The sequence below is a fragment of the Orbaceae bacterium lpD04 genome (genome assembly GCA_036251935.1).
Classification (GTDB): domain Bacteria; phylum Pseudomonadota; class Gammaproteobacteria; order Enterobacterales; family Orbaceae; genus Orbus; species Orbus wheelerorum.
Genome location: CP133967.1, coordinates 998663 through 1018642 on the forward strand (window position 1 = coordinate 998663; position 19980 = coordinate 1018642).

The window sequence follows — 19980 nt, forward strand, 5'->3', positions numbered from 1 at the left end:
ATATCATGATAATGATTATCTAAATTATGTGTTTTATGTTATAATTTTTTTACGTGGAATAAATTCTAAGTCGTTTATAATCAATATGTTAAAGGAAAATACATGAAACTTTTTGAGATATTAAGACCTAAAAAAATTGCACTTTATACCGCTTTAATCCTCGGTTCTAGTTTTGTTGTTGTGGGATGTGATAATAGTAAAGCCCCTGTTTCAGTAGAAAAAGCAGCAGAAAAAGCAGCAGAAAAACCGGCAGAGATGTCACAACAGCAGCTATCTGACTTTATCAAAAATAGCGTAACTAACTTTATTACTAAATATAATCAAGTTCAGAGCTTTGCAGTTATTTCTTTGCAAAGCTTTACACCGAGTGCTGATAATAAGCAAATAACAATCGTATTAAGAACTGAGTTAGTTAATTTAGACGACGATGATGATGAACAACCGATTATAATTGACCTAACTTATTTAATTACACCAGAGCAATCATTGCAAAATAATGCTTATGCCGTTGCGAAATTTGTTGCACAAAAAATATCACTAGTGAGTGATTCATCAACACTTGATCCTGATTCATTTCCTGCATTTGTGAAACAATTTATTAATGATGCTGGATTAGCCGAAAACGGTTATGTTATGGCCTCTGGCGATATTCTATCGGATATTGTATCAAAGAATGGTTTTGATTATGTTAATGATAATGCTTATGATGATTTAAGTGCATTTAATCTTGCGCCATCGAATTATCATTTCCAAACTAAAGATAGCATGAAGCTTATTGATGTTCATTATAGTTTGCCGTCACTTAGTTTTGAATTTGATGACACAAAAGTATTTATTAATAATATTAATACTCAGCAATTAGATCATTCATTTGATAAGAACTTTGCTTATACTGGGCAAAATTTTTATAAAATAGATTCGATAAATATTAATGATGATGATAAAAATATTGCATTAAAAGATATCATCATTAATACAACATCAAATATCAATGATAGAGGATTTGGTAATCAATATGTGACATCTTCTCTTTCTGGTAATTTTCCTAATGCGGCAGGGCAACAAATTAATTTTTCAGCTAGTGGTAATGTAAAAGTTGAAAATTTAAATTTAGAAGCATCAAAAAAATGGAATCAATATTTTGGTAGTCCAGCTTTTGCATATGGCAGTAGCGATACGGAAAAACTAGAAATTTTGCGTGATGTATTTAGCGATGGTTTTTCTTTTGCTATCACAGATACGAATATCGAGATAGATGGTGCGAAAGGTAATTTTGATTTTTCGTTTGAAGTTGCACCAATGAATATTTCAAGTACAGCAAAAGCAAATGCCGTAATGATGCAGATTTTTAATAATTTAACTATTCAAGTTAATAGTGTAGTTCCAACTAAATGGTTCAACGTATTAGGTACTGGCATGAGTCAAGATAATTTAGATAAAACGATAAAACAAATGGTTCAACAAATTGATGCAATGGGTTACGACGGCGCATTAACATATGACGGTGAAAAACTTACTGCTCATTTTGATATTAAAAAAGGCAATGTATTTGTCAATGGTGAATTAAAAGGTTCTTTAATAAATACACTTGCTGCTTTTATGTAGTAGGACTAGACTAATACAACTGATTTTGCTATTTAGTCTATTCTTTTGTTTGCTTTAAAATTGATAAAGACTGTTAGTTTAATACAGTCTTTATTGTTTTAGGTAATAGGGTTTTTGCCTAAAATAAAAAACGTTAAGATCATGCTTTTATATATTGATAGTTTATTTAAATGATCATTTTTTATTCGGTATGATAATTTAATTAAAATTACTATTTAATATTGCTATAAAAGCGATAAACTATGACTACGAGCTAGAGCATATTACTTACTAATATGTATACTATTTAAATATTGATTATGGAGTAAATCATGAGTAAACCAACCTTCGATGCGTTAAAAGGTCGACCAGATGATGCAATATTATTAGCTGATGAAGCTAAGTATTGTTCTTTTGGAGATACAGTTCATTATGTCGAACCACCAAAAATTTTTGATGGTTGCGAAGGTAGCTACATGTATGATAAAGAAGGTAAAGCTTACCTTGATTTACAAATGTGGTATTCAGCATGTAACTTTGGTTATGCTAATGAACGTTTAAATAATGTGCTTAAGCAACAAATTGATACTTTACCACAATGTGCAAGTCAGTATCTTCATCCAACCAAAATTGAATTAGCGAAAACCATTGCTCAAGGAATGAAATCACGTTTTGGTACTGATGGTCGCGTTCACTTTAATGTCGGTGGATCGCAGTGTATTGAAGATTCATTAAAAGTTGTGCGTAATGCAACTAACGGTAAATCATTAATGTTTGCTTTCCAAGGCGGATATCATGGACGCACCTTAGGGGCATCATCAATTACGTCTAGCTACCGTTATCGTCGTCGTTATGGTCATTTTGGCGATCGTGCGATGTTTGTGCCATTCCCATATCCTTTCCGCCGCCCTAAAGGGATGACAGCTGAAGAGTATGGTGAATACTTAGTTGCCGATTTTGCGCGTTTATTTGAAACTGAATATCATGGTGTTTGGGATCCTAAAGTTGGTCAAGCTGAATATGCTGCATTTTACGCAGAGCCCCTACAAGCAACAGGTGGTTATATTGTTCCGCCGAGAAACTACTTTAAAGGCTTGAAAAAAGTACTTGATCAATATGGTATTTTACTTGTTGTTGATGAGATTCAAATGGGCTTTTATCGTACTGGTAAATTATGGTCAATTGAGCATTTTGATGTCAAACCAGATGTTGTTGTATTTGCTAAAGCATTAACTAATGGTTTAAACCCATTAGGTGGTTTATGGGCTCGTGAAGAGTTAATTAATCCAACCGTTTTCCCTGTTGGGTCAACGCATTCAACTTTTGCATCTAACCCACTTGGTACTGCGGTTGGTTTAGAAGTATTAAAAATGACGTCAGAAAAAGACTATGAATCGATGGTTATGGATAGCGGTGCTTACTTCCTTGAAGGCTTAAAATCACTTGAAAAACGCCATAAAGAAATTGGTGAAGTTGACGGCTTAGGTTTAGCACTACGCGCTGAAATTTGTACTGAAGATGGTTTTACTGCCAATAAAGCATTAGTTGATAAAATGGTCGATATCGGTATGTCAGGCGATCTTGATTGGAAAGGCCAAAAAATGGGATTAGTCCTTGATATTGGTGGCTATTATAAAAACGTAATCACGTTTGCTCCATCTCTACATATATCTAAAGCAGAAATTGACCAAGGGATCGAATTACTTGATCAGTTAATTACTCGTGCTAAAAAAGAATTAGCTTAAGTTCGTTATAACACTATAAGTAGGTACAATTATCTACTTATAGTGTGTTAATCATATTATGAAATATCTAAATCAATTAGAACCTAACGACTTAATCACTAATTTTTTAAGTTGCCCTCCCAATAATTTTGATGCTTGGCAAGATGATAGCGGTGTGCCAATATTTTCAGCAAAATTTGACTTACTTACAACGGCAGATGACGACTTAAAAAAGAAAGTAGCTAAATTACCTTTTTATTCTCGTTGGCGTAACATACTGCAACCTAAGACTTGCTTTGTTGGTACAACAGTATCTGAGTATGTTTTATTAAATAGTCGTTTATCACCAGAGAAATTAGCTAAGCATATTTTGCAGCAATACAGTAAAAAATTTACTTTAACGATTGTAAAAGATATTCCCCAGCAATCACCATTACTTGATGAAGCAGCCAATGGTTATGCGCAAGATTTTATCGAACAATTAAAATCTTTAGGGTTTATTGAAGTTGAGGGGCAGGCTCTTGCATGGGTACCCATTGATTTTGATAATATCGATGATTATTTATCGCGTTTATCTTATAGTCGACGTAAAAATTTTAGGCGAAAATTAAAACAACAAAATGAATTAGATATCGAGGTGATCTCACTCGGTGATAGTCAGTTTCTTGAACCAGCAATACTCGATAATTATTATCAGCTCTATTTAAATGTTTTTGAACAAAGCGAAATTCACTTTGATTTATTAAGTAAAGAATTTTTCACACAGTTACTGCAAAATCAAGATTCTAACGGTAAAATTTTCACTTATTACCATCAAAATCAGCTCATTGGTTATAATATTTGTTTTGAATATCAAGATACCTTAGTCGATAAATATATTGGCTTTGTCTATCCAAAAGCAAGAGAGTTAAACTTGTATTATATTAGCTGGTTTTATAATTTGGTCTATGCTAAACAACAAGGTTTAAAAGCCTATATTGCTGGTTGGACTGATCCTGAAGTTAAAGCGTCACTAGGCGCTAAATTTACTTTTACTAAACATATGGTATATGTTCGCAATCCGATTTTAAGGGTTATTTTAAATAAATTAAGTCGGAAATTTGAAAGTGATCGCCAGTGGCAAGATTCAATTAATGATAAACAGTCATAGGTAATAGATGAACCGTACGATTATACTAGATTTTGATAATAGCGTTGATAGCATAGAAAACGCGCTTAGGGTTGATTTAGCAAGTTGGCAAGCGGCGATCCGTTTTGGTTGTTCTAAGAAAAATTTTCGTCAATTAGCTATTAAATTGCAGCAAGATTTACCAACAAGTTATGGTACGGTTATGCTTGGTAGTGGTGATTATCATCATATTTCCTTATTACTAATTCAACGTTTGCAAAATATTTATAACGCTCAACATCCACTTGAAGTTGTTATATTTGATAATCATCCTGATAATATGCGTTATCTATTTGGTATTCACTGTGGATCTTGGGTGAGTTATGTCGCTCGTTTACCCTTTGTAAGCCATGTTCATGTACTTGGCATTACGTCTAATGATATCGGATTTTCACACGCTTGGGAAAACCGTTTATCTCCATTAATTAAAAATAAGCTTACCTATTGGAGTATGGATGTAAATACTCGTTGGGCTAATACAATCGGTTTGGGGCGAGCTTTTAAAAATTTTACGACGCCAGATGATTTAATTAATGGCTTTTTAACTTATCAAATAAGTCGTTCACAGCCAGTCTATTTATCGATTGATAAAGATGCACTTGATGAAGAAACGATTCAAACTAATTGGGATCAGGGTAGATTAAAAACAGATCATATTTTAAAAACAATTTCCTCATTAGGCGAACGAATTATTGCCAGTGATATTACTGGTGACGTTTCTAATTGGCAACATCCGAGCCGTTTTAAGCGATTACTTAGTATTTTAGATAAACAACCATCAATTCCAACTAATACACTTGAGCTGTGGCAAGCACAACAACATCAAGTAAATTTACAGTTATTATCTGCACTACAGGCTAATTAGCATTTAATCATATTGGCTTGAAGTGTTTGGCATATTGAATTGAATTCTGCATCTTGCAACCATAAACTATTTGTGATGGTTAGCATTCTTTCAGCAAAGTCCTCAGCATTAGGCATAGATATTTGTGGCACAATTTGGCTAAGATAAGTGTAATTTGGCAATGCGTGTATAAATAATCTACTCACACCTAAATTACTTGGCCATAATTGTTGCAAAACAGTGTCTCTAATCGTTTTAGATGGCAATAAAATCATAATAAAAGGCCAGGTACCTTTATCATTAGCTCCATCAGTTATCACTGTTATATTGGTTATTTTTTTTAAATGTTCAATACGGCGTTTGGCTTGTATGGTTGTAGCCTTTATAAAATCAGGTAATCGGCAAGCACTACTTGAGGCAATATTTTGTCTTAATTTACTGACTTTATGGTAGGGAAGGTTAAAGTCAAAATAATCACCGACTGCATCAATTAAATTTTCTTTTTTTAGTGCTTTGCGTTTAGCAATTCCGTAAGCAAAATAGAGCCCTAATGGATTATACAATGCGGTATAACCGGCTAATTCAATAATTCTTTTTGTTTCCCAGTAAATATTTCGAGGGATTTGCCTAATTGTTTCAGCGATTTTTTGCCTTAACTCTGGTGTGTTAGCGGTTAATAAGCCGCCTTCATACATGGTTAATCCTTTGCCTGTAGCAAGGCTAAAAATTATTATATCACCTTCTTTACCAACCTCTGCGCCAAGAGCTTGAGCCGCATCTTCAATGATCGTAATATTATATGATATCGTCAGTTTTTTCACTGCCGCAACATTAGCAATGCGACCACCAAGATGCGTTGGTATAACGGCTAATACTTGATCATTTAATAATAAAGCGAGCTTTTCAAAATCAAAATCAAATGAATTTTTTGCCACATCACATAAAATTATTTTAAGTCCACAATGATTGATAGCTAAAGCAACAAGAGGGCAAGTATAAGCAGGAATAATGACGCATTTTCGGTTTGGATTATCCTTTGCTAATGTTTTTAGCGCGACGACAAGCGCGATAGTGCCAGAACAAGTAATACTAAGTGGCGGAAGATTAAAAAGTGCTTCTATGCATTTAGAGAGGTCTTTATTTCTAGCTAACCAGTCATGCCAACGTATTGGCAATCCTGCCGTAGGTGGATTTTCATGATAATGTTTTATTTTCATAAAATCATCCACCTTGATTAATTATTACTTTGATATCTCTTGCCGTTGATTAATTTCTTTTTCAGCAAGTGCTAAAAAAATAATACCAAGGACGATTAATGCAGCCCCTATAGATCGCATTAAGGTGATTTCTTCGTTAAATACCCAAATAGAAACGAACATAACCGTTACAATTTCAAGATGAGAAGCGGCAAATGCAGGGCCTACTGGTGCCTTTTTTAATAAAACCATCCAAGTAAAAAACGTACTAATATAAGCAAAAATTGCAATGTAGACGAACGGATTGGTGAATATTCGTATGAGCCAATCAATATTAGCTTCTAATGGCTCTGAATGATTAGCGGTTAACTTGAAACTTGTTTGCCCAATGGTGTCAAAAAATAGCAGTAAAGCAAAGCCAATAAGGTAAAATTTTCGCATTAAGAAATCCCCACACAAATAACACCCGCGGTTATCAGAATCATACCGATTATTCGATAACGAGTTAATAGTTCTTTAAATAATAATCGCCCAACAATCATAATAGTAATAATATTAATTGAACCGATTAAAACACCTTGTGAAAGAGGAACTAAAGTTAGGAAAGCAAGCCAAAGTAAAAATTCAGCGATATATGAAACGATACCAAGCCAAAGCCAATGATTACGAAATAGATCTGACCAATAATGCCAGCCATCTCTATTACTGGGATTTATCGCAGCATATTTAAATGCAACTTGCCCTATCGTGTCAAAAAAGACATTTAAAATCCAAAGCGTGATTACTAAGGAAGACATTATATGATAATCCTATGGTTCTTGTGGTGTTGACGATAAGCTATTATCTGCAGCAATACGCTCAAAAAACGAGATACATTCGTTAATTACTTCGCGGCGCTCTCTATCAATAGTAATTAAATGATAGCTTTCATTTAACGTCGTAAACGTAGTTGGTCCGCTAACATTTTTTTCAACTAAACGTGCATTCGTTTTGATATCTGCAATATCATCATGGCCTGAGTGCATGATTAAGCATGGGCAAATAACTTGTGGCAGCTGTTTTTTAACTTGCTTTGCAAGTAATTGCATTTCAGCTAAAGCAGGTAAGGGATTACCCGCAAGCCCAGCTGCAGCACTATCACCACTTAACATACTTTCCGATACAGTTGCACGAATACGTTCATCTTTTAGTCCATAAGGCGGCTTTTCGGTAAATGATTTTTTTTGAAACAGATTTAATCTTTTACAAATAACTAGTAAGAAGTAGAGTCTTTTTACCCAAAAAGGGATACTCCAACCATCATATTTAAATGTAGCCGCTAAAACGCCAACGCCTTTTATTTGCTCTGGTCTATCAGCTGCTAGCTTTAATGATAGTAAGCTGCCCATTGAAAGTCCTGCCACAAATAGGTTATCTACTTTTTGAGCGAGAAAATCAGCAGCATCTTCAACCGTTTTATACCAATCTTGCCAAGTTGTTTTACATAAATCCTCTTCATTACTGCAGTGACCCGCGAGCTGCATACTATAAACAGTAAAGCCTGCTTTATTTAGGCCTTTAGCCAGAATGCGCATTTCATTAGGCGTGCCAGTTAAACCATGAATAAGTAAAATACCATTGCGATTACCGGGTAATAAATAAGATGAATCTTGGATCATAACTATGTAGGCTCTATTAGTTGGTCGATATCGTGGGTTGAATATGCTCTAAAAAAGGTATTATATCGGCAAAATGCTTAATAGGATAATGACGTATACTATTTTGTTGGCAAAAATTAATGAGTTTATCTTTAGCAAAAACTAAATCCACTCGGTTAGATACACAGTAGTCAGATGCTCCATCACCGACATAATAAACAGTGTCAAAATATTGGCGCTGTATTTTTAAATGTTGGCATTTGCAATTACCACTTGCTTTAATGCATCCATCATTAGCATAAGGAAACTTAAGTTTCCAGCTACGCTCATTATCATGTAATAAGTGATTTGCAAAAATGGGTAAAGAGTCTAATTGATTATGTTTCAAAATAGAATGTATCGCATAATCAAGTCCATCACTGACGATGTGAACAACAAAATTTTTAGCTTGTGCATCTTTCACAAAATCGTTAAAGCTAGCATCTATTTCAACTTGAGCTAAAACTTCATCTAACTGTTCTTTAGTCGCATCCATTAATGCAATTTGTTTACTCATACACTCTTGTGAACCAATTAGACCAGCTTCCCATTGTTCTTCAAGTTCATCGCAGCCTTCGTTGCCAAAATGGCTGAGTAATAAATCTGTTACATCTTTTAAGCTAATTGTGCCATCAAAATCGCAAAGAATAATTGGTCGATTAAATTCATCGCCGTAACGAGTATGGTTTTGAGGGAGCATATTTTCAATAATAGGTACAAAACGATTCATGAGTTTTTGTCAGCAATATAAAGTAAAAAGTCAGTGACTAAATAATAATGGTCGCTATTTTATAGTACTCAGCCGTTAAATTCCATGCCTAATTGTAATAAAAGGCAATATCTATAATAGATTATTGGTATTGCAGAGGGATTGAATACGCGATAACTAAAATGAATAAATATTGTTGCCTTAATATTTGAATAATTAACAATTTAATATTCTCTTAATATTTAGCGATTAGAATCTTCTACGTGGTGCAGCAATTGATATGATTGCTATATAAATTTTAATAGTATTAAAGGAGTTCCAAATGAAAAAGTTAGCTTCAATCGCATTAATCGCCTTACTTGGTGTGACAAGTACCGCATTTGCTAATACAGATCATAATCAACAAGATAGTGCGAAAGATTCAAATATTTCTACAACTATGAAAAATGATAATACTCATGGTGATAGACATAAACAAGATAAATCAGACAATAAAAAAGCCCATAAGCATGATAAGTCTGATAATAAACAAGATAAAAAAAGTCATAAACATGACAAGTCAGACAACAGTAAAGTAAATAAACAAGGTAAACAAAACCATAAACACGAAAAATCAGAAAATAAACAAGAGCAAAAAAAAGATAAATCAAGTAAAGAAAGTAATGTAGAGCATAAACAAGATCGTAATCATAAAGAAGATATTAAATAATATTTTATCTGATTGTTATGATTGATATGTGATGATCAATTACATTATTTCGACTAGTTTTTAAAATAGACTATTTAGTTGGATTATCATAAAATTTGGCGGTAGAATTAACTATCGCCTTTACATACTAATACAAGAAAATCTAGGATATGATCTCTTTATCACTAGTTTTTTTGTTTTTGGTTGTTTTCGATAATAGGTAAAGTGTCATAAAAATGTTATGAGGTAAATTTATTTAAAATTATTGGTTATGGTATAGATATACACAATATAACGGTGATTATTATTTAAGTAATGAGCTACATCACCATGAATTTAAATGAAATCGGTATAGTATTATTTCTAATAAGGTAAGTCGTTTAACCATCACACTGGTCAATATAATTAAAAAGTCTCTTTATGAAAATAGATTTATTGAAATGGTATTTTAAGCTTATGGAATTATAGTTTCTATCATTAAATATTATTTCCCACACTTAATTATCAAATACCGATTGAATGTAAAAAAATAAATAGTCTTAATTAAGCCTAATGAAAAAAGGACTATTTTATGATAACTTAATTGAACCTACCCGATATATGACACTTCAATAATTACTTATGTACTGGCTCATTCAAAGTTTATTTGATACACTCAAAGATTATTCAATCAAATGGATTTGGTATTATAATCATAAAATATCTCACTAAGCTAATAAAGTAAAATCGGTTTTAATAGCTATCTAGTTTCTACTTTCAATTTTCAATAATTATGGTAGGTTACCGTTTCGGTGAGGATCATTTTAGGTGATTAAATATTCTTCTATATATTTTAGCGAGAATCAATATGAATATAAAAAAACATTTACGAGTTATACGGAAAAAATTATTTACAACTTATGAATATGATAAAAGTTCATTATTGACTAGTATGATCCAAATTGATGAGATGAAATCTAAATTACTAGGTATGAAATCTAAATTACTAGGTATGAAATCTGAGTTACGAGGTGTGAAACCTGAATTACTAGATATGAAATTTGAATTGCTAGATATCAAATCTGAATTGCTAGATGTCAAATCTGAAATTAAAAATCAAAATATTAATATAGAAAAATTAATACAATTATCAATCAATAATCATAGAGTTTCTAACTCTACATTCAGATACATAAAGAAAAAAAATGAAAAAATATGCGTTTTATTTTTAGTAAATAATCTTAATGCTTGGTATGCTATCGATGAATTAGTTAGAACATTAACTTTACAGTATGAATTTGAAGTGATTGTAGCTTCATTAAATAAGCGATTTCCAGGTCAAGATGATTATACTGGGGAAGAGGATGTTCACTTATTTTTGGAAGAAAAGAATATAAAACATATTCGGCTAGGTATGCAGGATTCATATCAGGCTTTGGATATAATTATGTCTATTTCGCCGGATGTTATTTTCAGACAATCTCAATGGGATCCTGATTATCCCCCTGCATTATCTTCAGAAAATCTTCATTTTACTAAACTAGCAATTATTTCATATGAAATATGTAATATAGTTAAAAACACCAAATATATCGATGGTATTAAAGACTCAGCTACTGATAGCTTATTTCATCGACGATGCTGGAGAGTCTATTGTGCGACCGATTATGTGAAAGAAAATGCAGTTAATAATGGGTCATTAGGCGGAAAACAATTTAAAGTAGTAGGTCATCCAAAGATTGATTACTTATTAAATGTTGTACCTCACTGGCCTTTTGAATATAAAGGTAAATGTAAAATTCTTTGGTCACCGCATCATAGTATAGGCAGAGGCTGGAGTGATTTTGGTATGTTTCATGGCATATGGAAAGATATGATTATTCTTGCTCATGAAATGGATTACATTGACTTTGTTTTTTGTCCTCATCCAGCACTTGTTACTCTGTTGAAAGGAAATCATTCCCCAATGGCTAAAGAAGATTATGAAGAATTTTTGTTTACTTGGAATAATATGAAAAATTGTCATCAATACTACGGTGCTGACTATGCAGAAATTGCAGCAGCTTCAGATTTAATTATAACAGATGGAATTAGTATGTTGATGGAATGCCAGTTGTTGAATAAAGAGATTATTTTCATGGAAAGAGATGGGCACGTTCCTTTTAACAACATTGGTAATATCTTATCATCAGGGTATCATGTTACGTCTAGTGTAGATGGTGTTCAGAATTTAATATTAGACTATATGTCCGATAATTTAAATAGCTTAGTTAATCATCAGAAAAGTAATATTAAAGAACTATTTCCAAATCGAATGGCAATTATTAATATTATTGATGATTTACGTGAGAGTTTTCTAAGTAATGAATAATCTGTATTAGTTTCAATAAAATCGGGACTAATACGGATTATGCTATAAAACTAGCTAAGGAAAAGAATGTTCATATTCAACTGTGCAAATACGAATTGTATATTCTTCATACCATTGTTTTTTGCCCCTATCTTTTCCTTGGCAGTGTAAAGTATCATTTTTCCATTTTTCGATGGCTTCAATTGTACTCCAGTATGAAACTGTAATTCCTAATCCTTCTGAATCCCTAACGCTATCGGCGCCTAAAAAGCCGTCTCTTTTTTCTACTTCAATTAGTAATTTTTGGGCCATTTCAGAGTAACCACAATCATTTAAACTTTTCTTAGATTTGAAAATAACAGCGTAATATGGTACTCCAAATATTTTTTTCATAAGTTAAATCGATTTAATGAGTTTTATTAGTTATTGCTCTGCAATATAGATAATTATTTTTGAACTGACAATATTAAAATAATTTGGGGGTTATGCTGAAAAATAAAGCCAATTGTTTTTTTATAAAATTATAAATTATGGTCACGATGAGTTTAAAAATGAAAAGTAGAATAGTTAGATGCGCTTAAGAAAGATGGCGGAAGCGCAGAGATTCGAACTCTGGGAGGGTTACCCCTCGCCGGTTTTCAAGACCGGTGCCTTCAACCGCTCGGCCACACTTCCGCAATGGAGGTGAATATTAAAGGGTTTCTAGCGACTCGACTTGCCTATTTCAACGTTAATTTATTCTTGTTTTTGAAAGTTCGATAAATCATCATAAAACATTCTTGGTTGACACTTAGGTTACATATTTTATAGTATGATATCAAGGTTTATTTCACGCGAGGCAGTAATTATTTTTTCTTATCTCTCTGTATAAAATAATCAAATTTAAACAGGGGGATAGGGGGAATAGGGTAGTGTTCACTACTATATGCAATACTCCTTAAAATTTTCTCACAAAAATATCTAGAAACACCTAAGAGATCCTTAGCTCAATTTTAATGACTAAGCAATACGTTTGTATTGGTGAGATTTAAATCGTAGCTCTACGGATCTCTTAGAGCGTTTTACCGCATTAATTAATGTAACATCCAAAAGCTAAGCTAATTCATGTAAAAATAGCTTGTTTTTATTAGTCGGATTTTATATGGTTATTACCCATAAATAATGATAATAGTTAATAGCGCATGAATGGAAATCACTTCTGGTTTATTGGTGTAAAGGAATGGGAACGCTTACAAAGGGAAATCAATAATCCTAACCCGTTTCACTATCAAACATTTTCAATATCGATTCGTAAAGCCAAACAGCTAAAACCTGTGAGTCATTTTCATGCTGATGGTTACTTGCCACTTATTAAGCATTGTTTAGCAAATCAAGCTAATTGTCATGGGTTAACTCAAACATTCGATTTACTTGCCAATCAATATGGCGCAGGGCATTATCTCAAATCACTTGAGCAGAAAAGTCAGGCTTTAATAACAGGGTTACGTAATCAGCAGATTATGCTACTTGAAGAGTCAGTAAGTTATAGCGATTATACACCTTTACTACCGACTCAAGTTAAGCTTCCAAGTGAAAGAATTTCCACAGAAGAGTTTATTGCAAGCCAGATGCCAGATCCAACTAACTGGATTGAATTTCAAATAGAAGGAGCCGGTAACGAGTCTTTCACCCTCTTTAACTCTAAAACGCGTGACGTTATAGCACAAGGGCAATTAGATGCGGCAGGGCATGCTTATGTCGAAATTCCTGACCAAGCTATTTTTTATGTTGATGTGGTATTTAGTAAAACCAAGGAATATCGTTCATGGTATTACACGCCATTAGATTACCATGGACAAATGCTGGCAGGTAGCGTAGATGCTATTGCATCAAGTTTAGATATACTTAATGATATTCATCTGGCTGAAGTGGTTCCTATTGCGAAGTTGTATCAAGTACTTAATTTGTCAAAGTTCTTTTCGCCTAATTCATCAGAGGGCAGTAAAATCATGCCCGCACTGACGGAGAATGGCGAACTGATTCGTGCGACGAGTGCGTTTATAACCGAATTTTATCTGTTAGACTTAGCTGGATTTAGTTATATTAAACCGGTTTCACAGTTTGGCCAGTTTACTAAGGGAGTCGCAGCATTTGGTGTGGTTAATGCAACAGTTACTCCCGTAATGGAAACACGAATAGCGGATTACTTATCAAAAGATGTCGGCTTAAAACATGCGGTACTTGATTATTTATCGGTTCACCCTGATGATAGTAATGTGGAAGCGCGATTTAAAAACTTCTTAGAAGGGTTAGCATTAGGAGCATTGCTTGAACCAGTATTTATTGTCTTTAGAATTATTAAAAGTACATTAACAAGAACGTTAATCAATCGGCTTTCAACTCGTCGAATTTTTAGGCTTAAGGCTGAGGGTGTTAAGGTTGATGCAAAACCCGTAGAAGCGAATGGGAAGAATAGATACGAATATCTGTTAGACAATAGTTTAAAAGATGGTGCAAATAAACAATTAGAATTATATATAGAATCTTTACGTAGCGGTAAATATAAGCCTGCAACAGCAATTGGGGCTATTGACTCACAAACAGGAAAAATAGTTATGGCTTCTAATGGCGATGTTCCAGTAAAAATAGCACCAGAATTACAAATTTATGCAGATAAGCTAGGCGGAATTGGTGTCAAAACTTCAAGCGGTAATACTTTGGGGCGTTGTGCTGAATTTAGAGCTGCAAATGAGTTGCTATTAAGCAATCCTAATCTTAAGATTGATGATATATGGTTTACACCAGCTCTTCGTCCGAGAACTGGGGAAATAGTTCCCCGTTGTGAAAATTGTACTAATATTTTTGGAGTAGCGAAATAGTGAGAATGGATAATAATTTTCTAGAAGATAATGACCTTGATTGGTTTGCTACATTTAATAAGAGTGAGTTATCTCACTTTACTTCTGGTGGTTCAATTGCAGTACCTGAAAAAATAAAAGAATCAATAGAGAATTACGAAATGCTATATGATTATTTTTTGAATTTGAAACAAAAAAGCCATATTGAAATTATGGAGGAAAACTTACCTCATTTTTTGAATCAAGATAAGAAAGAACAATACTTAAGAAGTTATATAGATATTGCTTCAAAAGGATTGTTTAGTTACGACATTAATTTAACTGATAATCGTTATTTTTTGGTTGCTAAACCCCATAGCCCATTGTTATTTGCTGATATACCTGAACATATACAGAAATTGGTTTGCCAGTTGTCAGGTGACATTGAATCGGTATTTGAGGTTAAATGAGTTCCTGCTTATTTAAACTAAATAAGCCTATTAATTACACAATTAACGAAAAAAATAGTTTGACTAGCTTAATCTGTATAATCGAGTTTCGGAGTGCTCTTGACTTTATTAAGTTAGCGAAGGCAATAGAGTGAGTTAGATTTTTTCATAGAAGCGCCTAAGAGATCCTAATTTCAATTTAAATGGCTAAGCAATACGTTCGTACTAGTTGAGTTTGAATAGAGGCTCTATGGATCTCTTATCGAGCTTTATGATAGAGACAGATAATTAAAACTCCAAAGGAATTGGACAGTTTGGGTTAACACTGTTTTTTAGTATAAGTTTAATAAAATCAAAAATATATTTTAAAATAGACCGACATTTCACCTGAAAAAATGTATATATATATGTATATAGATGTTTATATATTTAACATACTTTATAAGATATAAAATGTAACGTAATAAAATGAAGCTCAATAGCTTAGATTTTAAAATAAGATATTAACCAGTATTCAGCTTATAATCTGTATGAGTAATAAAGTAACAATGATAAAATAGTAGATATAATAACTTTTAACTTAGGTAATAGAGAGAATGTTATCTGATTTTCTATTCTTAAATTATACATTTTCATCATCAAGTTAACCCAAATAATTTATCTATAATAATAAAGGTAAATGAATAAAATGTAATGCACTAACTTAGTATCTAATATTTATTTTTATACTGTAAGGTCAAATCATTTTCTATTGAGATTTGCACTTAGTACTTGAATTTAAGGATGATAGTTGGTTGAAAAAGACCTTAATAGGTAATCTTCTTCATTCAAAAAAATAAATTTGAAAAGATGTCAGCATAGAGATTGTCAATCCAAGCACTTAAACCTTTCAAAAAGGCTCCTAGGATAATAAATAAAGAAAGAAAAACAATTCCCAATAATAGACCAAATATTTTACTGAACAATTCTTTACCAATATTAACTCCGTCTCTTTTTATTAATAGTAAGCTAAGCATAACAATAGTTAACGATAAAACTGTCATATACCAAAAAGCTATTCCCCATAGCATTGTGTAAATAGGGAGGCCTACAAATAAGATGTAAGGCCTCAATTTACTCTTTGAATAAACAATGATAATAATATGAATAGTAATACTTATTATAAAAACGAATGCTAAAAGTAAAGCTGCAATATGTAAAATATCTGCTGGGTTCATCTTTCTTATTTCCTATCAAATTTTAAGAATCATACTCGTTTGTTTTCTTTAACTTCTTTAATATACGAAATGAAAAAATGGAGTAAATACCATTCATGATGATACTAAGCACCAATGGCCATGCGATAAGTAAAAGAGCTGCCCAAATAGGTATTCCCCACACGTTAACAGCCCCGTAAGCAGCAACAAAGGCTAATACAACAGGAAAGCCAAGAAGTAGTATAAGTGCCAATATAGATGTGATTATGATGTTCAAATGAAAAGCGTAGTCAATTCCTAGCCATGCTGCAATAAACATTGCAGTACTAAGTGTAAACATCATTATTCTTAATACTAATTCCATTCCTAACCCCTATTCATTATTTTCTAGTTAACCTGTTATTATTTTCATTAAACCAAACCAATTCAAATCGTTTAAAACGATCTTTTATCGGGGAATTGATCGTTAAAAACGATCAACCATATTCACAATAGGGTTGTAACGCTTGCCTGAGTGCATGACTGAGTATTTTGACATGAGCGGATTTGCCGTAAGTGTCATAAGTGATGCTTTGTGAACTATGTCCTAATATCTGTTGTGCTGTTGATAGTGGCGTTCCAGTGCTTTTTAGTAGGGTAGCAAGGCTATGCCTAAATGAGTGGAATGATAAGCCTTTAGGGCTGTTTAATGTTTGCTTAAGTAAGGTACGATTAAACCATTTACTGACTTTATCGCTATACCGCCCTTTATCTGTCCAAGTTACCTCAAATAACAAATTATTTTTATCTCCTCTTGATTCAACGTAATTCATAAACTCATGATAGTTAAACCCAAAAGCATTATTAACAAGGGGAACATAACGAGCACTGTATTGATTTTTTAAACTCTTCCCTTCAATCCCATCTTCATTTATATCAATGTAAATCAGTCCATTTTCTAATCTAATAATGTCTTTCACTTGTAATTGGCTAATCTCATTAAGCCTCGCGCCAGTAATGGCGGATAATAACGGAATATAATACTGCCAAGCTAAGCCATTTTTAACGTAATGAGCTTTGCATGATGATAGTAATTGTTCTATTTGTTTAATGCTAAATGCATTACGCTTGTCTGATTCTTTCTGTTCATCTTTTAATAATAAATCTGTGGCTAAATTCTTTTTGATAATGTCGTTCTTTTCAGCCCAATTAAATACCGAAGATAAGAAAATGAGATGTCCGTTGATTGTTCTAGTTGCTATTGTTTGACTATATTCATGTCGTAACACATCTTTTAAGGAAAAATTTTTAAAGCGTTGCTTTCGGTTTACTGGTAACAGCTTAATTACGCCCCTAACTTTTAACATATCCTTTCTAGTTATTTTGTTCACATCATCTAATTTTAAATAATCAAATATCTCAATCAGTAAAGCTTTGTTAGCTTGTGAGCTTAATTGAGTAGCATATTTCCAATTAGTACCTTTCTCTTGAATATAATCATTGCAGAGCGTTATAACCGAAAGAGATTTATCATTAGTTGTGTTTATGCTCTTAGATGAAATTATTTTGAGTAATGCACTGTCGTTTAATTGGTTATTATCTAGATGATAAAACTCATTACTAACAGTTGCTTTAAAATATGTGACTAGTTGTTCATAGCTGACATCAGGTGATTCATTAACAATAAGTGTTAACTCATGTTTAATGATAGTAAAAAAACGAGTAGCAATGTGCCTTTTAGTTGTTTTAAGTGATAAGGATGAATTTTTATTGTCTTGCTTAAGACGAATATAGTAAACAGAATTTCTTAGGTAGAGAAAAACATAATATTTAATGGTTGGTTGGTAGTAAATAGAAGATAAAGCAGGTTCATTTTTATTCATCATAATCATACTTTTGGTTTACAGTTAGGTGACAGTAAAGTATGTTGTTATGAAATTTACGAATAGAATCAAAAACTTTGTTGAAGATGGCGGAAGCGCAGAGATTCGAACTCTGGGAGGGTTACCCCTCGCCGGTTTTCAAGACCGGTGCCTTCAACCGCTCGGCCACACTTCCGCAATGGAGGTGAATATTAAAGTAGAGCGTGCAGTTTGTAAATAGCTAAATTACGATTTTTGTTTGTTTGCTTTAAATTTCATCAATAAATGACCTTTATTGTGTTTCTAGCTGATATATTTTATGCACAAAGATGCTGTATTGACTTTATTATTGTATAATAGCCACTAATTTTGGTTTGGTTGATTTATTATGTTAGTGTTAAATGACAAAATAATAGCTACAGATGAAAGTGGCTACTTAATGAACTGGCAAGATTGGTCGCCAGCATTAATTACGCAAATTGCTAAGCAAGAATCAATTGAGTTAACAGATAATCATTTTGAGGTGATCTATTTTGTGCGTGATTTTTATTTAGAGTATAAAACGTCACCAGCGATTAGAGCATTAGTTAAATCGATGGAAAAAAAATTTGGACCAGAAAAAGGTAACAGTCGCTATTTGTATCGGCTTTTTCCTGAAGGCCCAGCGAAGCAGGCAACAAAACTTGCTGGTTTACCTAAACCGGTTAAATGTATATAAAACATGGTTATAACGTGATATTAAATAGAAAATTACCGATTTTACTACTAATTATATTGGCATATTTACAATATGCTTTTTGGTATGGTAAAAATAATATCTTTGATTATCAGCAAAACCTTAATACTACAGCTATTATGCAAGTTGAGAATGAAAAATTGAGACTGCGCAATGAACAAATGTTTGCCGAAATATCTGATCTGTATGATGGTTCTGACGCGATAGAGGAAAGGGCAAGAAGTCATTTAGGTATGATTAAACCTGATGAACATTTTTATCGGATCGTCATTGATTCCTCATCTCCGCCAATAAATTAATAAGTTATATCATGAATAATTCCAATATAGTCGCCATAGTACCCGCTGCCGGAAGTGGGCAAAGAATGCAAGCTGCAATACCTAAGCAATATATTAAAATTGGTCAATCGACAATTTTAGAGCATACTTTGCAAAAGTTATTATCATTGCCTCTCATTAGTCAAATTATTGTGGTTATTAGCCGTGATGATAACTATTTTTCATCACTTAAAGTTGCAACTCACCCTAAAATTAAATTGACTTATGGCGGTGATACGCGAGCTGATTCGGTATATGCAGGGCTATTATTGGCTGATGAGGATAGTTGGGTGTTAGTTCATGATGCGGCAAGACCTTGTGTTAGCCATCATGATATTGAGCAATTGATAAAAACGGTACTGGCTAATAATCAAGGCGGCATTTTAGCAACCAAAGTGACCGACACAATAAAAAAATCATTTGATCAACGTACGCAAGTATTACCTCAAATAGCGCAAACATGTGATAGACGACAGTTATGGGCTGCTGCAACGCCGCAAATGTTTAAGGTTAAAATATTAAAAGAGTGTATGCAAAGCGCTAAATCGCAACAAATTGAATTAACTGATGAGGCTTCTGCAATTGAGTATGGTGGTGGGCATCCACTGCTTATTGAATGCCAACGAGATAATATCAAAGTAACTCGTAAAGAAGATATTCCATTAGCAAAACTTTATTTACATGAACAAGGCTATATTGAAATATAA

At 32.9% G+C, this 19980-nt stretch carries 20 protein-coding genes and 2 tRNA genes; 11 read left to right on the forward strand and 11 right to left on the reverse strand.

Annotated features, from left to right (window positions below; genetic code table 11):
- Positions 1-102: 102 nt before the first annotated feature.
- The 4 genes from RHO14_04610 (at position 103) to RHO14_04625 (ending at position 5341) form a co-directional block, all read left to right on the forward strand.
- Entirely contained in the window at positions 103-1605 is a 1503-nt protein-coding gene (locus RHO14_04610) for a DUF945 family protein (protein WVD72086.1), read from the forward strand.
- Positions 1606-1916: 311 nt separating this feature from the next.
- The gene (locus RHO14_04615; GenBank protein ID WVD72087.1) at positions 1917-3329 is read left to right on the forward strand and encodes an aminotransferase class III-fold pyridoxal phosphate-dependent enzyme; all 1413 of its coding nucleotides are present in this window, start codon (positions 1917-1919) and stop codon (positions 3327-3329) included.
- Positions 3330-3387: 58 nt separating this feature from the next.
- Positions 3388-4458 (forward strand): GNAT family N-acetyltransferase, encoded by a 1071-nt coding sequence (locus RHO14_04620; GenBank protein WVD72088.1) that lies wholly within the window; start codon positions 3388-3390, stop codon positions 4456-4458.
- 7 nt (positions 4459-4465) lie between these two features.
- Complete coding sequence (locus RHO14_04625) at positions 4466-5341, forward strand: arginase family protein (protein ID WVD72089.1); 876 nt, start codon at positions 4466-4468, stop codon at positions 5339-5341.
- Here RHO14_04625 and RHO14_04630 read toward each other — a convergent pair.
- From RHO14_04630 to RHO14_04650, 5 genes are read right to left on the reverse strand one after another with little or no spacing between them, the layout of a single operon-like run.
- The gene (locus RHO14_04630; protein ID WVD72090.1) at positions 5338-6537 is read right to left on the reverse strand and encodes an aminotransferase class I/II-fold pyridoxal phosphate-dependent enzyme; all 1200 of its coding nucleotides are present in this window, start codon (positions 6535-6537) and stop codon (positions 5338-5340) included. The genes RHO14_04625 and RHO14_04630 overlap by 4 nt on opposite strands.
- Before the next feature lie 24 nt (positions 6538-6561).
- Positions 6562-6957 carry an EamA family transporter gene (locus RHO14_04635; GenBank protein ID WVD72091.1) on the reverse strand — a complete coding sequence of 132 codons (396 nt, stop codon included), beginning with the start codon at positions 6955-6957 and terminating at the stop codon, positions 6562-6564.
- Complete coding sequence (locus tag RHO14_04640; GenBank protein ID WVD72092.1) at positions 6957-7313, reverse strand: EamA family transporter; 357 nt, start codon at positions 7311-7313, stop codon at positions 6957-6959. Before RHO14_04640 ends, RHO14_04635 begins: the two co-directional genes overlap by 1 nt.
- Before the next feature lie 12 nt (positions 7314-7325).
- Positions 7326-8174, reverse strand: coding sequence for an alpha/beta fold hydrolase (locus tag RHO14_04645; GenBank protein ID WVD72093.1), 849 nt, complete (start codon positions 8172-8174; stop codon positions 7326-7328).
- A gap of 16 nt (positions 8175-8190) precedes the next feature.
- Positions 8191-8922 carry an MtnX-like HAD-IB family phosphatase gene (locus RHO14_04650; protein WVD72094.1) on the reverse strand — a complete coding sequence of 244 codons (732 nt, stop codon included), beginning with the start codon at positions 8920-8922 and terminating at the stop codon, positions 8191-8193.
- Positions 8923-9223: 301 nt separating this feature from the next.
- Here RHO14_04650 and RHO14_04655 point away from each other — a divergent pair, with 301 nt between their 5' ends.
- Together RHO14_04655 and RHO14_04660 are read left to right on the forward strand one after the other, a co-directional pair.
- Positions 9224-9610 carry a hypothetical protein gene (locus tag RHO14_04655; GenBank protein WVD72095.1) on the forward strand — a complete coding sequence of 129 codons (387 nt, stop codon included), beginning with the start codon at positions 9224-9226 and terminating at the stop codon, positions 9608-9610.
- 826 nt (positions 9611-10436) lie between these two features.
- Entirely contained in the window at positions 10437-11939 is a 1503-nt protein-coding gene (locus tag RHO14_04660; GenBank protein WVD72096.1) for a hypothetical protein, read from the forward strand.
- A 54-nt stretch (positions 11940-11993) separates the two neighbouring features.
- Here RHO14_04660 and RHO14_04665 read toward each other — a convergent pair whose 3' ends face one another.
- On the reverse strand, positions 11994-12311 hold the full coding sequence (locus tag RHO14_04665; GenBank protein WVD72097.1) for an antibiotic biosynthesis monooxygenase: 318 nt from the start codon (positions 12309-12311) through the stop codon (positions 11994-11996).
- Between the two features lie 194 nt (positions 12312-12505).
- Positions 12506-12593: transfer RNA gene (locus RHO14_04670), tRNA-Ser, on the reverse strand.
- A 506-nt stretch (positions 12594-13099) separates the two neighbouring features.
- Between RHO14_04670 and RHO14_04675 the strand changes: the two genes are divergently transcribed.
- A complete protein-coding gene (locus RHO14_04675) occupies positions 13100-14776 on the forward strand; it encodes a hypothetical protein (protein WVD72098.1) in 1677 nt (558 codons plus the stop codon).
- Positions 14777-14781: 5 nt separating this feature from the next.
- Positions 14782-15204 carry a hypothetical protein gene (locus RHO14_04680; GenBank protein ID WVD72099.1) on the forward strand — a complete coding sequence of 141 codons (423 nt, stop codon included), beginning with the start codon at positions 14782-14784 and terminating at the stop codon, positions 15202-15204.
- Between the two features lie 806 nt (positions 15205-16010).
- On the opposite strand, the gene RHO14_04685 is transcribed toward RHO14_04680, so the two are convergent.
- The 4 genes from RHO14_04685 to RHO14_04700 form a co-directional block, all read right to left on the reverse strand.
- The gene (locus RHO14_04685; GenBank protein WVD72100.1) at positions 16011-16400 is read right to left on the reverse strand and encodes a hypothetical protein; all 390 of its coding nucleotides are present in this window, start codon (positions 16398-16400) and stop codon (positions 16011-16013) included.
- A 22-nt stretch (positions 16401-16422) separates the two neighbouring features.
- Positions 16423-16743 carry a hypothetical protein gene (locus tag RHO14_04690; GenBank protein WVD72101.1) on the reverse strand — a complete coding sequence of 107 codons (321 nt, stop codon included), beginning with the start codon at positions 16741-16743 and terminating at the stop codon, positions 16423-16425.
- 112 nt (positions 16744-16855) lie between these two features.
- Positions 16856-18244 (reverse strand): site-specific integrase, encoded by a 1389-nt coding sequence (locus RHO14_04695; protein WVD72102.1) that lies wholly within the window; start codon positions 18242-18244, stop codon positions 16856-16858.
- An 84-nt stretch (positions 18245-18328) separates the two neighbouring features.
- Positions 18329-18416: transfer RNA gene (locus RHO14_04700), tRNA-Ser, on the reverse strand.
- A 192-nt stretch (positions 18417-18608) separates the two neighbouring features.
- Between RHO14_04700 and RHO14_04705 the strand changes: the two genes are divergently transcribed.
- Genes RHO14_04705 through ispD form a run of 3 tightly spaced genes read left to right on the forward strand, consistent with a single transcriptional unit; the run spans position 18609 to position 19980 of the window.
- The gene (locus tag RHO14_04705) at positions 18609-18938 is read left to right on the forward strand and encodes a TusE/DsrC/DsvC family sulfur relay protein (protein WVD72103.1); all 330 of its coding nucleotides are present in this window, start codon (positions 18609-18611) and stop codon (positions 18936-18938) included.
- A 17-nt stretch (positions 18939-18955) separates the two neighbouring features.
- Positions 18956-19255: a cell division protein FtsB gene (ftsB, locus tag RHO14_04710; GenBank protein WVD72493.1), complete on the forward strand. Its 300-nt coding sequence runs from the start codon at positions 18956-18958 to the stop codon at positions 19253-19255.
- Positions 19256-19266: 11 nt separating this feature from the next.
- Entirely contained in the window at positions 19267-19980 is a 714-nt protein-coding gene (gene ispD / locus RHO14_04715) for a 2-C-methyl-D-erythritol 4-phosphate cytidylyltransferase (GenBank protein ID WVD72104.1), read from the forward strand.

Bases quoted from the DNA above. Each gene is read 5' to 3' on its own strand.
- RHO14_04610 (WVD72086.1), top strand. From the start codon at position 103: ATGAAACTTTTTGAGATATTAAGACCTAAAAAAATTGCACTTTATACC.
- RHO14_04615 (WVD72087.1), top strand. From the start codon at position 1,917: ATGAGTAAACCAACCTTCGATGCGTTAAAAGGTCGACCAGATGATGCA.
- RHO14_04620 (WVD72088.1), top strand. From the start codon at position 3,388: ATGAAATATCTAAATCAATTAGAACCTAACGACTTAATCACTAATTTT.
- RHO14_04625 (WVD72089.1), top strand. From the start codon at position 4,466: ATGAACCGTACGATTATACTAGATTTTGATAATAGCGTTGATAGCATA.
- RHO14_04630 (WVD72090.1), bottom strand. From the start codon at position 6,537: ATGAAAATAAAACATTATCATGAAAATCCACCTACGGCAGGATTGCCA.
- RHO14_04635 (WVD72091.1), bottom strand. From the start codon at position 6,957: ATGCGAAAATTTTACCTTATTGGCTTTGCTTTACTGCTATTTTTTGAC.
- RHO14_04640 (WVD72092.1), bottom strand. From the start codon at position 7,313: ATGTCTTCCTTAGTAATCACGCTTTGGATTTTAAATGTCTTTTTTGAC.
- RHO14_04645 (WVD72093.1), bottom strand. From the start codon at position 8,174: ATGATCCAAGATTCATCTTATTTATTACCCGGTAATCGCAATGGTATT.
- RHO14_04650 (WVD72094.1), bottom strand. From the start codon at position 8,922: ATGAATCGTTTTGTACCTATTATTGAAAATATGCTCCCTCAAAACCAT.
- RHO14_04655 (WVD72095.1), top strand. From the start codon at position 9,224: ATGAAAAAGTTAGCTTCAATCGCATTAATCGCCTTACTTGGTGTGACA.
- RHO14_04660 (WVD72096.1), top strand. From the start codon at position 10,437: ATGAATATAAAAAAACATTTACGAGTTATACGGAAAAAATTATTTACA.
- RHO14_04665 (WVD72097.1), bottom strand. From the start codon at position 12,311: ATGAAAAAAATATTTGGAGTACCATATTACGCTGTTATTTTCAAATCT.
- RHO14_04675 (WVD72098.1), top strand. From the start codon at position 13,100: ATGAATGGAAATCACTTCTGGTTTATTGGTGTAAAGGAATGGGAACGC.
- RHO14_04680 (WVD72099.1), top strand. From the start codon at position 14,782: ATGGATAATAATTTTCTAGAAGATAATGACCTTGATTGGTTTGCTACA.
- RHO14_04685 (WVD72100.1), bottom strand. From the start codon at position 16,400: ATGAACCCAGCAGATATTTTACATATTGCAGCTTTACTTTTAGCATTC.
- RHO14_04690 (WVD72101.1), bottom strand. From the start codon at position 16,743: ATGGAATTAGTATTAAGAATAATGATGTTTACACTTAGTACTGCAATG.
- RHO14_04695 (WVD72102.1), bottom strand. From the start codon at position 18,244: ATGATGAATAAAAATGAACCTGCTTTATCTTCTATTTACTACCAACCA.
- RHO14_04705 (WVD72103.1), top strand. From the start codon at position 18,609: ATGTTAGTGTTAAATGACAAAATAATAGCTACAGATGAAAGTGGCTAC.
- ispD (WVD72104.1), top strand. From the start codon at position 19,267: ATGAATAATTCCAATATAGTCGCCATAGTACCCGCTGCCGGAAGTGGG.